The sequence below is a fragment of the Pirellula sp. SH-Sr6A genome (assembly GCF_001610875.1).
GTDB lineage: Bacteria > Planctomycetota > Planctomycetia > Pirellulales > Pirellulaceae > JBKCUI01.
In genome coordinates, this window is sequence record NZ_CP011272.1 from 3,556,350 (window position 1) to 3,571,273 (window position 14,924).

A 14,924-nucleotide genomic window follows, 5' to 3' on the forward strand; every position below is an offset into this window, starting at 1 on the left:
TCTAAAACAGTTCGCGGATCTCGCGGTATCCGAAATCGACCAGCGGAAAGGGGCGGCCTGCGGGGCCAGGGAGATGGGTCTCGAGATCCAAGCCCAACGAATGGAGGATGGTTGCGACGATCTCAGGTGGTTCGACGGGGCGATCCGCCGGCACGGCACCGATCGGGTCGCTCGCTCCGACGACGCGGCCCCCTTGGACACCACCGCCGGCGAAGTAGACGGTGAAGCATTGAGGCCAGTGATCGCGGCCTCCTGCTGGATTGACCTTGGGTGTGCGTCCAAATTCGGCCAGATTGCAAACCAGGGTGTCCTCCAAGAGCCCACGTTGGTGCAAGTCTTCGATGAGGGCCGTGTAGCCTTGGTCGTACATCGGTGCGACGATGTTCTTCATCCCTTCGATCGATGTGAAGGGTTTGCTGCCGTGAATGTCCCAGCTGACTTCATCAAAGACGGTAAGGAATGTGTTGACAGTCACGAATCGAACGCCGGCCTCGACGAGACGGCGGGCCAGCAAGCAGCATTGGCCAAAGCGATTCATTCCGTAGCGTTGCCTGACGGACTCCGGCTCTTTGGTGAGGTCAAAGGCGTCGCGGGCTTGCGGGCTCGTCATCAAGCGGTAGGCCGACTGAAAGTTTTCGTCCATCATGCGAGCCGCTTCGCTCGTCTCAAAGTTTTTGATGGTGCTCTCGACGACTTCACGCATCCGTTTGCGTCGATCGAGACGGGCTGTGCCGATGTTCTCGGGAGGAAGCAGATCCGGGACCTTGAAGTCAGGTTTGGAAGGATCCGCCATCAGTGCAAACGGGTCATGCGACTTGCCCAAAAAGCCGCCGGCCTGTCCGTTGGGAAGATTCCCGCCACCGCGGCCCATCGTCTCGGGGAGGACCACGTGGGGAGGCAAGTCGGTTCGACGACCGAGAAGGTAGCTGGCTGCGGATCCGACGTGGGGTGTATTGACCCCTCCGGAGAATTGACGCCCGGTCTGCATGATTTGCCAGCCTGCGTCGTGGACAGCCGCTCCACGATGGAAGCACGACCGAACGAGCGAGAACTTGTCCGCAATCTTCGCATGCAGAGGAAGGATCTCGGAGATTTGGATTCCTGGAGCGCTGGTGGAGATTGGCTGGAACGGGCCGCGAATTTCTGCAGGCGCGTCCGGCTTCATGTCAAAGGTATCGAGCTGGCTCGGTGCACCCAGATTGAAGATCATGATCGCAGAGCGTTTGCTTTTGCTCGGGTCGATCTTTCCAGCTTCGGCGGCAGCGGCCAACTGGGGTAGGCCAAGACCGATTGCCCCCAGTGCACCGACTTGTAAGAAATCGCGACGCAGAGTGCCGTCGCATGTTTGAGCAGTACCTTTACCGACGAATGTCAACATGGCTGGGATCCGGAGAGAGGATCAAGGGGGGATGAAAAAGATCGCCCCATTATAGCCAGTTACTAGCGACCGAACTGGATCTTTTTTCGAGCCATTTCCAGTCCTCGCTCTTTGATCAAATCGACTTTGATCTGAGTGCTTACCATCCGCGACCCGTCCGAGGCGGGTTTGAGCGCCACAACGTCCAACGTGGCAGGGCTCGGCGTCGGTTCGACTTCGACCGGCACATTCGGATGAATTCCATTCGAACTGATGGGGGTTCCATTGGGCGAATAGAACTTGGAGACGGTAAGTCGGAGACCGCCGTTGCCTTTTTCATTGTGGAAGACACCTTGCACGCTTCCTTTTCCATACGATGTTTGGCCGACGATGGTCCCTCGGGCGTGGTCGTGCATGGCTCCGGCGAAGATTTCGCTGGCGCTCGCACTGTCTTCATCGATCAATACGACGAGGGGGATCTCCCAAGTTCCGGGGGATTTGGCGGTGAAGTTGTGGTTCTCCATCCCATTGCGACCTTGCGTGGAGACGATGGTCCCGCCGGTGAGGAATTGATCGGCGAGATCGACGGCGGCATCGAGCAATCCGCCTGGATTCTTCCGCAGGTCGATGACCAAGGACTTCATTCCTTTTCCGGACAAGTCGTAAAGGGCTTTGTTGACCTCTGATGGAGTCGTCTTTTGGAAGTTCGTGATTCGAATATATCCGATGCCGGGCTCGGCAATCTCAGCAATCGATACGCTGGGGACGTCGACACGACGACGTTCGACTCGCACATCGATCAAGCGTTCATCAACGGTTTGAAGTTGCAGTTGGACTTGAGAGCCCTCGGGACCTCTCAAAAGGTCTGCAGCCTTTTTGGCACCGATTTCTTGAACGGAGAGACCGTCGACTTTCACGATATGTTGGTTGGGTACCAAGCCGGCGAAATAAGCGGGACCTCCTCGAAAAACATCGACGATGCGGAGCTGAGTTCCTTCCGCCCACAATTCGACCCCGAGTCCGATCAAGTTCCCTTCGATTTGCGACATGACCTCCCGGTATTCGCCAGGGGTCAGCAGGGCGCTATAAGGGTCGAGCAATCCGACCGATCCTGCGATGTATTCGTAGAGGACGGCATTGGTGGGAAGTCCGAGTTCATCGTAAGCAATTTTCGCCACGTGGGTTGCGGTCGCCTTCAGCTCTTCCGCGTTGGTAACTCGGCGGCCAAACACCGTCTTGTGAATGTTTTGTCGGAAGCGTTCGACACTCTCGCGGTCCGCATTGCGTAGATGTTTGCCCAGAAAATCAGGTTCCGTCAAAGCGACTTCGAGGAACGCAGTGCCGTGCAGAGCCAAGTGGTAGTAATTGACTTTCTCGACGTAGTAGACTTCCAGCTTCGCGATCACCTCGCTGAAGACTTGGAGTGTCTCCGATGCGCTTGCCGAGTCCACGGTTTGGAGAAAGGATCGATCGGAGTAGCGGCGCGTGACGTCGTGGTGCACCCGGCAGACTTGTAAGCGGCTACCTACTTCGGCGAAGCTCGGGTTCTTTTTGGTTGACTTCTCGTAATGCAGGATCGCTTCCTGCCATCGGCGTTCCTGTTCCAGCTTTCGACCCGTTTCGATCACGTCGCTCTCGCTAACGGCCGCACCGCGACCTGCCGGTTCGTCTGCAAAGAGACTGGTCGGAGCAAACGAGAGGGCGGTGCCGATCGTGAACAGACCGAAAGCTTTTCTCAAGTGGGAAAGCATGCTTGGGCAATCAGTTGGGGACATGGAATTTTCCGAGAGGTCTGGAAGCATTGGAGTATGCAGCCCCAAAAGCGCCGGTCAAAAAAACCTGAATGACTTTTGCCGTCACCAACACAGCAACCGGAAAAGTCCCTCAGGGTTGGTCGCGATGTAGCGCAAAGATGGGAAATGCGGACAAATGCCCTCGATCCCTCGAGAAACTCTAAATGTCACCTGCTTGATAAGCTGCGACGTCTAGGTTGTTTAGGCGGGCTGCGGTCGATTCGCCGACCGATCCGTCTGCACGTCTTGTACGGACCAACTGTAAGGAGCTGGCAGGGCCGAGGCAAGCCTCTGCCATCGCAGGGAGGAAACGTTTATCGAACCTCGTCCAAGCACTTGGGGGGATTGGCGCGCCAAGGCGCAACGCTCGCAAAGGGGAAACGCTCGCAAGGCACAACGCTCGCAGAGGCGGGAAACACTCGCAGAGGCGCAACCCTCGCAAGGGGGAAAGAAATGGGACGGGTGCAGGAGTGCTAGTGTGAACGATTTGTTGCACCGAAGTTTTGTTCGGTGATGTTATGATTTCGGAGCGAATGCAACCAGCGTCCGCCGTGTGAGATCGCGCATTCCCATTAGGCTCGTTTGGGTGGTGGGATCGGGATGCCGAGTTCTCGCATGAGCATTTTCATATCGTCCCACGTAAGTCGTTTCGCGTCGGGATTGCGGAGGAGGTAGGCGGGATGATAAGTCACCATGACTTTCGCACCGCGGTAGTTATGGAATTTGCCTCGCAATCGCCCCACGCTTTCGGTGGAACGAAGAACGGCCCGAACGGCGACCGCGCCCCAGCAGACGATGTACTCGGGTTGGATGGTTTCCAATTGGGTTTCGAAGAAGGGTCTGCAGTTTTCGACTTCGGCTTCGGTTGGGGTGCGGTTATTCGGTGGCCGGCATCGCAGAGCGTTCATGATGTAGACCTCTTCGCGGCTCAAGCCCGATGCGACGAGGATCTTGTCCATTAGCTGCCCCGCGGCACCGACGAAGGGTTCTCCTGCACGATCTTCGTCGGCCCCAGGGGCTTCGCCGAACATCACAATCCTCGCGTTGGTCGGTCCGACTCCAAACACCGTCTTTTGGCGGCGGCACACGATTTCCGTGCACTTGCGACAGGCAGCCACTTCTTCCTGCAAAACACGAAAGCGCTCGACCCTGGCCGCGAGCTCAAGGGGACGTTCACTCCACGTGGTTTGTCCTGCGGGGAGGTTTGGCAGGGGAGCGGTCGTTCGCTGGTGGGCGGCGGGTGGGAGCGGAGTTGGAACGGTGGCAGGTTGTGCGGGAGCTGCAACCTTGATTTCCGATGAGGGCTGTGCGAGCGCATCGTTGTTCGAAGGGAGGCTTGGGTGCACACCGAGGTTTTTTGCGGCTTCGACCCCCGAATCGACGCTCCATTGGTCCACCCACTTTTCTGCGTCGCGGACCCCTGCCTCGCTGGGACGCGGGACGTGTGTCACGCCGCATCGAGCCCAGGATTGAAAGAGTTGTTTGGCGGCCTGCGATGCCCAGGAGTTCATGAGGATTCTTCTACGGTCGGTGATTTCCCGCGTGCGCCAGGACTCTAGCAGGGATTCCAGCGGGGATTCGCCGTGGATTGGAGGGGAAAATCCCTCCCGCGAATCCCGTATCGAGACTACGATAACAGGTTTTCCAGTCCGGTCCAACCAACCTCTTCATAATGCCAATTCCCCGCGTTGCCATCGTCGGCAGACCCAATGTCGGCAAAAGTTCTATCTTCAATTGGATCGGTGGCCGTCGCTTGGCCATCGTCGAGGATACTGCAGGAGTGACGCGCGATCGGTTGACGACCTTGATCGAGTACAATGGTCGTCACTTCGAGCTCATCGATACCGGTGGAATGGGGATCGAGGATGTCGACAACTTGACCGAGCAAGTCGAAGGGCAGATCGCAGCGGCCATCGAGGAAGCGGACATTCTCCTCTTTGTGGTCGATACGCGAGCCGGTTTGGTTCCGCTCGACGAAGAAGTCGCTCTTCGGCTTCGAAAGGTTGACAAGCCGATTCTGTTGGTGGCGAACAAGACCGATAGTCCCAGCCTCGATGCGAATGCTCAGGAATTTCGCAAGCTGGGACGGGGTTGGTTGACTTTGGTCAGCGTGCAACAGAACCGAAATAAAGACATATTGATGGATTTGATTGTCCAGCGCTTGCCTGAGATGATTGAAGAGCCCGAGGATATCGAGCCTCCGATTATGAAGGTCGCTATTGTCGGGCGCCGAAATGTCGGGAAGAGCACCTTCGTCAACTCGCTCGCGAAAGAAGAGCGAGTCATCGTCAGCGAAGTTCCCGGTACCACCCGCGATAGCGTCGACGTGATGTTCGAACTCGATGGCCATAAATTCATGGCCATCGATACTCCGGGTCTTCGACGCAACAAGAGTGTGAAGACCGATATCGATTGGTATGGCGTCCACCGTGCCCAGCGCAGCATCCGTCGGGCGGATGTGGTACTGCTGTTCTTTGACTGCAAACAACAGATGAGCAAAGTGGATAAACAGCTTGCGCATTACATTGCTGAGCAGTACAAGCCTTGTATCTTTGTCGTCAATAAATGGGATCAACTCGCCGGGCAAATGCCGACCGAACGATGGGTTCGATACGTTCGCGAGATGTTCCCAACGATGGCTTATTGCCCGATCGGATTTGTTACGGGCCAAACGGGCAAGAACGTCAAAGCCTTGCTCAACCATGCCCAGATGCTTTTCAAGCAATCCCAGCAACGGATCTCCACCGGACAACTCAATCGATTGATCAAAGCGGCCGTGGAGAAGCACGAACCGCCCTTGTATCAGCTCAAACGCCCAAAGATCTATTACGCGACCCAAGTCAGCGAAGCGCCCCCGAGCATCGTGGTGGTGTGCAACCAACCGCAGGGCTTCACGGCTCCCTACCGGCGATATCTTCTAGGCTTCCTTCGAGATCACCTTCCGTTTGGTGAGATCCCGATCAAGCTCTATCTCCAGCCTCGCGCTCGCGACGATTCTCGCGACGAAATTGGGGACTCTAGCGCCATGCGCGCCAACCTCCTGCCGGTCGTTGATGAAAGCGACGACGATTCGTTTGAGGACGAAGCTTACGACGAGGACGCCGACGACACGTACGAAGAGGAATTCGAAGAGGAATTCGAAGACGAGTTCGATAGCGAAGAATCGGAGAATGAAGAGCCCGAGGACGAGGATGCGGACGAGGGTATCGAAGACGAGCATACCGAAGACGAGCATACCGAAGACGAGCATATCGAAGACGAGTCTGCAGAGGGGGAAGATGCTGTGCAGGACGAAGAGCTGAGCGAGTTCGAAGACATCGAGCTTGATTTGCCCAATCAGGACGGTGCAGACTCTGACAATCCGTCTCGTCGCAATTCCTAGCGTCGTCTCGAAGTCTTGATTTGGCTCTTTGAGAAGGATCACGGAATTCTTCGCTTTTTTCGCAGGGAGGCTGAAGATTTCCGCGCTGGGGTTCTTGTATACTGATCGTCCAAGCTTTCCCCGCCCGCGGAAAGATTCTCCGGCCTTCTAGATGTTGATTCGAAGCATGCCGAGGTATTTGGCGGGCGTCCCCACACGCACCCTCTTTGGATCCTCCTCGTATGACGGCTGCATCTCCCCAGCGTTCCCGTTCCCGCCAGACATGGATTCTCGCGATCGGTTTGATCGTAGTTTCCGGCGGGCTCCTGACGTACCAAATCCGCAAGTACAAGTTGCTTTCGTTTCCGACTCCTGAGGTATCCAGCGGTCCGCCGGGCAAGGTAGTGCCGTTTCAAGAGTCGATGAGTTTCTTGAAAGATGTGAAGCACCGCTTTTCGTACACCATGCCCGCCTACGAAAACCTGTATGACGAGGAGATAGAGCGACTCGCCCAGCCATGGATTCAGGACATGCAGGAATTGCTCGAGGAAGTGGACAAGGTAGAGGCCAGGCGACTGGAGGAGGATCCCCACCTCAAGGCCGCTTTGTCGGATCTTTGGAAGACTCCGTTTGGTCATCCAGAAGCTCGGACGACCAAAGGCCGACGGCGTCACATCGAAGGCGTCGTCGAGGGCTTGGTTCAGGACTATCGGGAAGTGGGGCTCGATAGTGAAGAGTTCCGTGCGCAAGCCGCTCCTATCTTTTTGGCTTTCATCAAACGCATATGGTTGGATAGGCAGAATACCGCGACCGATGAAGAGTTTGCCCTCTTCGAGCAATCCAAAGATCCTCTTGGGCTCTACCTAAGGGCGCATGTTCACAGCCTTCGAAAGGAGAAAGAAAAGTTGCCGGAGGTAAGGATGCTGGCGCACCAATCCTTAACGCAACGAAAGAGCCCGCCATACTTGAGAATCCTCATCGAGCAATCGTTCATCGATCCGAAAGCGGAATGGAAAGATGAAAATGAGTTGGCTGGTAAGACGCTTGCAGCGAGTTATGCCGACATCTTTTCCGACCCACAATCTTCGGACGGATTGTTGTTCTCGACTTTGGGATTGTTGGCACAATGTTCCGAAATCGTTACAGCGGCCGGCTACTCGGATGTTTGCAGGGAAATCCTAGCTCGCAAAGAACCTGCTTGCCGTCCGTGGTCTCAAACCTTCTCGTTGAGCCTTCTGTTTGAGATGATTTCTGAGAAGTATCGAGCGAGCCGCCCCTACTCTGAAATCCCGCCCCTTGAGTTGGAAGTCTTCGAGCGATTCTCGGACTTGAATACGCGCATCATCGTGAAAACATGGACGTTGAATCCAAACCATCCTGATGTTCTGCGACAATTGATGAGTTCTCAGCTTATCTCCGGGGCCACGGGGCGTCCGATGGATGTATGGTTTCGCCACGCGTTGTCCATCGAATTCGATAATGTGAGTTTCTATAACAGCTATCTCACTTCCTGTATGTCGCGATGGGGAGGGTCGAATCGAAAGTTGGTTTGGCTCGCATCCATGATGATCAACACGTTGGAAACCAATCCGGATTCTAAAGTGCCTCTTTACGCGTGGAATCCGTTGAGCATCGCAACGGATGAAGAAGCCTTGGAAGACGAGTCGCTGAAAACCGCCATGGTTAAATCGGTTCAAAAGTTGGTGCAGTTCATGCAGTCCCAAAACCCTGCTCCTAAATTCGACGGGGTCAATCCGAAGGGGATTGCATTGTTCTGTTCCCTGCTATGGGGGGAGGGGCACTTTGAAAATCTAAGTTGGTTGATGAAGCAATATGCGGACTTGTGCACGGAAGAAAGTTTCTGCGACTACGAGATGAGCCCTGTGCATCTGCGTGCCTACTCCAACGCTTACGACGCCAAGCCCTTACCGGAATGGAAGACTCTCGCAGAACGATTGATACGTTCAAAAGACGCTCTTGCACCGGATGAGTTTGTCGAAACGGAAGCCATGGTTGCGAAATTGGAGAAGGATGCTCTCGAGGATTCGACACGCGAAGCCATTGCGATCTCCCGATCGATTTTGTCGGTTAATCAATCGTTCCTCTCGGGAAAGCCGACTCGGATCCCCTTTGACGCAGAGGGCGCACTTTGGATTGCAAGCGAACGTTTGAAGCCGAGCAACGAATCCACCCTGGAATACGAGTGCGACTCCAACGGGGGCGGTTTCTATCTGACCCCACGAGTGCAGATCGAGATACCGTTTCGCGTGGAAATAAGTGTCCAGAATCTAGTCGACGTCTCGGACGAGCAAGGGATGGCTTTGCATGTCGGGGGCAGTGGACTGAACCGCGGCGAAACCAGCGCGGTGATCCGTTTTGTCCCATTTCGAAGCGCCGTTGAATGGAGCTTTCGGCCGAATGAGCGTTTCGAAACAGTGAACGAATCGGTAGCCGTTCAGAATCCAAACGGTGCCCCGTTTCAGCTGGCGATCGAAGTCTGGTCCACCCACTGTGTAGGCTATGTGAATGGCGAGATTATCGCGAATTCCAAGATTCATTCGGAGATACCCAAACGTATTTCCATCAGTCGTCCATGGGTTGCGGCGAGCCGAGTCTCCCCATCCCAGAACGCACCGAAGATTCGAATCAAAGATGTAACCGTAGTCCGGCTACAGGGAGATAAGGAGGCAAAGACGGAGTTACGTTTTGGTGAATCGAATGTTGAGTAAGGTTCCTTCGTAAGAAGGACGTGTCGATTGAAATTTCAATGCGGCCTCGTTGCATGATGTTGTACGGGCCGCATGTGTTAAGAGCAGTTCAGATTGATTGTGCAAATCACGCCCCACGCTGATTATGCCCATTCGCGTTGTTGGAATTCTCTCCTAAGGAGCACATGAGATCATGAGAGTGCGCAGATCTGCGTTTACGCTTGTTGAATTGTTGGTGGTCATTGCCATTATCGGAATCCTAGTCGGCCTTCTGTTGCCAGCTGTTCAAGCGGCCCGTGAGGCGGCTCGAAGAATGAGTTGCAGCAATAACCTGAAGCAACTCGGCTTGGCCATGCACAACTATCACGATGCATTCCGAGTTTTCCCTGCAGGCTTCGGGGAGAACCAAGAGTTCTGGAGCTCACAAATACTCCCCCAATTGGAACAGGGGAATCTTTTCAACTCATTGGTGTGGGCCAACTCGGCGTATACGAATCCAGCTTGGGGCACCGACTGGACCAACTTCCATTCCCCGAATCGGACGGCGTGCGAAACGCTGGTTCCTACTTTTCGCTGTCCCAGCATGGCGCAGGATACGTACATAAATTACAACTCCATTGCTCGCCGCGTGCCAGTAAGCTATCGAGGTGTCGCGGGTGCTCGGGTTGCGTCAGACGATGCCAGCACTCGACCTGCCGGATTCAACACGGCCGAGTTCACTGCACTCGAACAAATCAACTTGGACGGCGTTCTGTACGGCGCTAGTCGCGTTCGATTCGGTGATATCGCCGATGGGACTTCCAATACCCTGCTAATCGGCGAATCGTACACCGACTGTGACTTCGTGAAGGACAATCAAGGAATGGACTACTTTGCATTCTTCAGCCCACAAATGGGACTTTGGAAGGCCGGCCGTTTGACCGGAACGGAGCACAGCGAAGGTCTAGGGTCCGCCGTTGTACAAATCAATGCGAGAAAGAATCCCACCATCCACGGTGTCTTGATGGAGATGAGCTTCGGTAGTTACCACACCGGCGGCGCGTCCTTTGTCTACTCCGATGGCTCGGTTCGCTTCCTGCCACAATCCCTCGATTTGGTCACCTACCAAGCCATGGCGACACGCCATCGGGGCGAAGTGATCAACAGCAATGAATAGGGGGAACGAACACATGACATCAACCAATCGTTGGAAATGGCTTCTACCCGCCTTAGGCATGCTCTTGAGTCTAGGATGCGGCGGACCAGTCGCCGACTACAGCATGGTGGAGCTGGTCACCGCCAGTGGAACGGTGACGATGGATGGTGCCCCGCTCGCGGGCGCTGTGGTGACCTTTGAAGATCGGAACGATGATACATTCTCCTACGCCCTCACCGACGCGGCAGGCAACTATGTCTTGCAGTTCGATTCCGAGATGAAGGGAGTCAAGACCGGCAAGAAGGTCGTTCGTATCAGCACCACCAAAAAGATTCTCGGGTTAAACACAGCTCCTGCTAGCGAAGGTGGGGATCCGGACGCCAAGCGATCCGATCAAGAACGTGTACCGGAGAAGTACAACAAGAAGTCGATATTGGAAGTCGAGGTGTCCAAGGGATCCGTGCGGTTCGATTTCGATCTGAAGAGCACTTAGTTTTCGTACGCGAATGTATACTCGAGTTTATTCTCGAATGCATTTTCGGACCCATCCCACTTCGCAGGACCGATCTGTCTTCGCTCACCGATCCGATCGCCGATCGGTGAGCGAGAATGAGGAATCGGAATGGAATATGCCAGTGAACAACGTCCCGCTCTCGGGTGGGCGTTATCGCTCGCTCCTGGAAAGCTTGAGAGCGATCCTTGCGGTCGTCGATAGTCGTATCAACGTCAAGCCAGCTTTGAGCACTCCGAGTCCTGCTAAGTTGAGGACAGAGGATTCGATGATCTTGGGATTGGATAGATCCGATAGGAATCCCAATCCGATCCAGAGCATATAGAGAGCCAGTCCCACCATGGCCCAGCCGGCGATTTCACGAAGCCAAAAAAACATATCAAACTTCCGTTGACGAAGGGTTGGAATGGAGAGTGGTCGTTTCGGCCTCTCGCTTCGATCGAGCGCGCCGCGACAAAACGACGATTCGTTTCATATCCGGGTAGAGCCACCGCATGGCCTGCGCGCGAATCGCGATGCTCGCCTCCTCGGGGCGCAGTCGCCGCCACTCCCATTCCCGGAGGAGGATAGCGATGGCGAGGCATGTCACGAGAATTTCAGGTGTAGGCCATAGGGTCCCCTCCAATCCTTGCACCCACCGGCTCCAGCCTCGCCTCCCCTCTAGCATCGGGTTCTTTCCGAGAAGAACAGCCGAGAGGACCGCCAGACCGATCGCGAGGAGAAGCGTGAACGCGCCTCGCAGGATAAGTTGAAGGAGAAAAGTGGCCAACGAATTTCCCTTGGCTGACCCTGCAGAGGGGGATCGGAGAATCCGACGGACGACACTTTGGTGCAGCGAGTGGTAATGTGTGCGCCAAGCGAAGAGGCAACCAGCCCATGCTGCGAGTTGAACGGACTCAAACCAGGCTTGGCTTCGACCAGGGGTGCCCTGCGTGCACCACGAGATGGCCAGCAAGAAGAGCAAAAACCACGTCGAGTGAACCCGCAGCGATGCCCAAGCCAGGAATCCTGCGATGAGAAGAGCGATCGGGCCCAAAACGGGTGCGATGTTGAGGATCCAGCCGTACATGGCGAAGGAGAACAGGACTAACTGCGCGATCGCCACTGCTGTATGGGTCGCGAGTGGTAGGGAGATCGAGCGAATATCCGAGGGTGGGAAAGTCCGAGGGGTGGGAGTGGGGGTCATGATCTCGCTCCCGTTGGTGTGAATCGCCCGGATCGGGCGAGCTCGACTTCAGCCAGGATCCAGCCGATCGTTTCTTCGGTCGCACTAATGGAGAATGGAATACCGAGTTCCCTCATCGATCTTCGAACTGTTTCCGCCGTTTCCGCAGAGCGGACTCGGTCCGAGAACTGTCGCAGTTCCTCCGCGGTCGAGGGGAGAGAGCGATTCGCGATCGACTCGGGGCGTTCGAAATGAGGGGAGGTCGAGATGACCACCACGCGATGATGCCTCGCTTTGGCCATCTTGAGGGCATCGAGCAATTCGGGAAGTGGGCGATAGCTTCCGAGCATGTCCACGAAAAGCACGTAAACCTCGTTGTCCTTGGCTCGCAACACTGATCTTTGGATCGCATTGGCGATAGGACGCCAATCGCTATGGGCGAACGAGTCCTGGATATCGCTGGCTGCGATCATCGGGGATTGCCATTCGTGTCCATGCTCCATGAGAAACCTTTGGAGCTGATGCGCGAGGGCTTGCGTATCGGCTAGCATGGCGGCGTGCTCGTGGATCGATAGCCGATAGCGATGAGCGAGTAGATTCGCCAATTGGACGTGTTGACGACGGGTGGCGGAACCGAGACCGTCGAGCCAAGAAAGGCCCGTTGGATTGATGGCAGGTCGTATCCACCGGGGGTAGTATTCGCTGGCAAATGCGAAGGCTGTCGCTTGTAAGGATTCGCTCCACCGGACTTTTTGCGGGAAGGCTTGGCTTGAGAATCGGGAAAGGTTCTGCGCGATCCGATAAAAGCCCTTGTCACCCGCCGCAGCGGGCAGCATGAGTTCTTGCTCGCCATCGAGAAGGCAAGCACCGATCCAATCCCCGTGTTGGGTAGCGATGCGGGCAATGCTGGCCGCGACGCCGTTGATTTGGTCTAGCGTTCGATGGCCAAAACTGCCGATTCGAGTCGCGATCGTTCCCTCCACGATCAAATGGATGCGAATAGGGATCTCGGTTTCGTATTGCCGAGTCATCCATGTTTCGCGGCGTGCCGAGGCCTTCCAGGCGATCGATTTGGGTGGATCGCCATCGCGATACTCGCGGAGCTCGAGGAGTTCGAATCCCATTCCGGGTCTTCGCTGCCGGTGGATACCATGGTGGGGGATGGCGTTTTGGTTCTTGAGCAGCGATCTCAGCTCGGGACCTTCGCGGTAAGCAGGCAGCACGTGAATCCGCTGTCGGCATTCGAGGGTATCGTCGTACCGATACCAACCCCAAGCGTCGCGGAGCTCCAATCGCACTCCCGGCAGAATCGCATGTCCAGCCGCGAGTGGGCGCACCCAATAGCGGATGACCCGACGTTTGGAGTCGGTGACCGTGTAGTCTTCGACGGGCGGATGGTCGCGATCAGGGACCGACGTGATCCATTGGTTCACGCTTCGCAGGCATCTCAAAACGAATGGAATCTTCGTCGTGGATCGGATCGAAGACTCGCCAGCCACAGAATGGGACGAATCCGCATCGATCTTGTTCTTGTTGGAGGGATCGCGTGTGGACGCTGCGAACAACGGAGGAACTTGGTCCCGTATCACAATCCGCTTGGGGATCCGACCTCGGCTTTCGAGAATCAGTTCCACCGGAATTTGCCGACCAGCCCAGAGAAAACCGGAATCCCCCTCACGCTCTTGGATCCGGCGCGTCGCCTGTAAGCCCCAGCGAAACCAAGCGCATTGGATGCGAAAGAAAAGATAAGCAACGAGCATCCAAAGCAACATCATCCCTGCGAGAATCGCCAGTTGTAGATGTTGATCCCACAGCGCGAGCAGAAGCCCGCAGAAGCTCATCAGTGCGACCCATTTCCCCTTTGTCGTCATGGTGCGACCTGGTTTCTCTTTCGGACGAAAGAATCTGGAGGCTTAGGAAGACGAGGTTGGAACGACGGGAACGGTTTGAACAAGTCGCTGCACAATCGAAGAAACGGTCTGCCCATCCATCTCCGATTCAGGACGCAAGATGACGCGATGTCCGAGTACGGGAAGCAATTGGGCTTGGACATCGGCATGGGTCACAAACGATCTCCCCTCCAAGAGGGCATGGACTCGTGCCGCCTTGAGAAGGTAGATGGCGGCGCGAGGGCTCGCTCCTAGTACCAAGTCGGGGTGGGTGCGGCTGGTGCGCACGAGATCAATCACGTATTCCTTCAGCTCTTTCGCGCAAAAGACTTGGTCGATTCCTTTTTGGAACATCAGAACTTGCTCGCCTGTGCAGATCGGAGACGGCTTCGAGACAGGTTTCGAGTGGACTTCCAACATCGATATTTCTTGATCGCGATCCGGGTAGCCGACGAGAATTCGGAAGAGGAAACGATCCAGCTGTGCTTCCGGCAAGCGATAGACTCCTTCTTGCTCGATGGGGTTTTGGGTTGCCAGGACCATGAATGGTTCGGGGAGTGGCAGAGTTTTCCCTTCGATCGTCACTTGCTTCTCCTGCATCGCTTCCAGTAGCGACGACTGCGTTCGAGCTGGTGCTCGATTGAGCTCGTCGGCGAGGAGCAGTTGGCAGAAGACGGGCCCTTTGCGGAGGACGAAGTTCGACGTTTGGCGATCGAGCACTTGCGTTCCGGTCACGTCGGCTGGTAGCAAGTCGGGTGTGAATTGAATTCTCTCGAAGTCGAGTCCGAGCGCGGCGGAGAAACTGCGGCATAACGTTGTTTTGGCCGTACCGGGAACTCCTTCCAGTAGCACGTGGCCCGATGCGAGCAAGGCCATCAGCATTTGGTCCACAACGTTCGCTTGTCCGACAACGATTTGTCCGATCGATTCCTGCAACCGGAGTCGAAGATCGCGAATGGCGGAGGGAGGAAAAGGAAGAGGCGAGCTGTTCACGTATTTTTTTGT

At 55.7% G+C, this 14,924-nt stretch carries 11 protein-coding genes; 4 read left to right on the plus strand and 7 right to left on the minus strand.

Features of this window, described 5'->3' with window-relative positions:
• Window position 1: 1 nt before the first annotated feature.
• The 3 genes from VN12_RS13780 to VN12_RS13790 all read right to left on the minus strand — a co-directional run bounded on the left by VN12_RS13780 (window position 2) and on the right by VN12_RS13790 (window position 4,661).
• A complete protein-coding gene (locus VN12_RS13780) occupies window positions 2-1,378 on the minus strand; it encodes a DUF1501 domain-containing protein (protein WP_146677376.1) in 1,377 nt (458 codons plus the stop codon).
• A gap of 62 nt (window positions 1,379-1,440) precedes the next feature.
• Complete coding sequence (locus tag VN12_RS13785) at window positions 1,441-3,132, minus strand: S41 family peptidase (protein WP_168164394.1); 1,692 nt, start codon at window positions 3,130-3,132, stop codon at window positions 1,441-1,443.
• A 590-nt stretch (window positions 3,133-3,722) separates the two neighbouring features.
• Window positions 3,723-4,661 (minus strand): uracil-DNA glycosylase family protein, encoded by a 939-nt coding sequence (locus VN12_RS13790; RefSeq protein WP_146677378.1) that lies wholly within the window; start codon window positions 4,659-4,661, stop codon window positions 3,723-3,725.
• Window positions 4,662-4,822: 161 nt separating this feature from the next.
• On the opposite strand from VN12_RS13790, the gene der reads away from it, so the two are divergent.
• The 4 genes from der to VN12_RS13810 all read left to right on the plus strand — a co-directional run bounded on the left by der (window position 4,823) and on the right by VN12_RS13810 (window position 10,847).
• A complete protein-coding gene (der, locus tag VN12_RS13795) occupies window positions 4,823-6,532 on the plus strand; it encodes a ribosome biogenesis GTPase Der (protein ID WP_146677379.1) in 1,710 nt (569 codons plus the stop codon).
• 221 nt (window positions 6,533-6,753) lie between these two features.
• Window positions 6,754-9,240, plus strand: a complete 2,487-nt coding sequence (locus VN12_RS13800) for a hypothetical protein (RefSeq protein ID WP_146677380.1) — start codon at window positions 6,754-6,756, stop codon at window positions 9,238-9,240.
• Between the two features lie 172 nt (window positions 9,241-9,412).
• Window positions 9,413-10,375 carry a DUF1559 domain-containing protein gene (locus tag VN12_RS13805; RefSeq protein ID WP_146677381.1) on the plus strand — a complete coding sequence of 321 codons (963 nt, stop codon included), beginning with the start codon at window positions 9,413-9,415 and terminating at the stop codon, window positions 10,373-10,375.
• Between the two features lie 13 nt (window positions 10,376-10,388).
• Window positions 10,389-10,847, plus strand: coding sequence for a carboxypeptidase-like regulatory domain-containing protein (locus VN12_RS13810; protein ID WP_146677382.1), 459 nt, complete (start codon window positions 10,389-10,391; stop codon window positions 10,845-10,847).
• Window positions 10,848-11,018: 171 nt separating this feature from the next.
• On the opposite strand, the gene VN12_RS13815 is transcribed toward VN12_RS13810, so the two are convergent.
• The 4 genes from VN12_RS13815 to VN12_RS13830 are packed head-to-tail and all read right to left on the minus strand — an operon-like array spanning window position 11,019 to window position 14,912.
• Window positions 11,019-11,243 (minus strand): hypothetical protein, encoded by a 225-nt coding sequence (locus VN12_RS13815; protein ID WP_146677383.1) that lies wholly within the window; start codon window positions 11,241-11,243, stop codon window positions 11,019-11,021.
• Window position 11,244: 1 nt separating this feature from the next.
• A complete protein-coding gene (locus VN12_RS13820; RefSeq protein WP_146677384.1) occupies window positions 11,245-12,051 on the minus strand; it encodes a hypothetical protein in 807 nt (268 codons plus the stop codon).
• Window positions 12,048-13,901, minus strand: a complete 1,854-nt coding sequence (locus VN12_RS13825; RefSeq protein ID WP_146677385.1) for a DUF58 domain-containing protein — start codon at window positions 13,899-13,901, stop codon at window positions 12,048-12,050. The genes VN12_RS13820 and VN12_RS13825 overlap by 4 nt, the downstream gene beginning before the upstream one ends.
• 42 nt (window positions 13,902-13,943) lie before the next feature.
• Complete coding sequence (locus VN12_RS13830; RefSeq protein WP_240491146.1) at window positions 13,944-14,912, minus strand: AAA family ATPase; 969 nt, start codon at window positions 14,910-14,912, stop codon at window positions 13,944-13,946.
• Window positions 14,913-14,924: the final 12 nt, after the last annotated feature.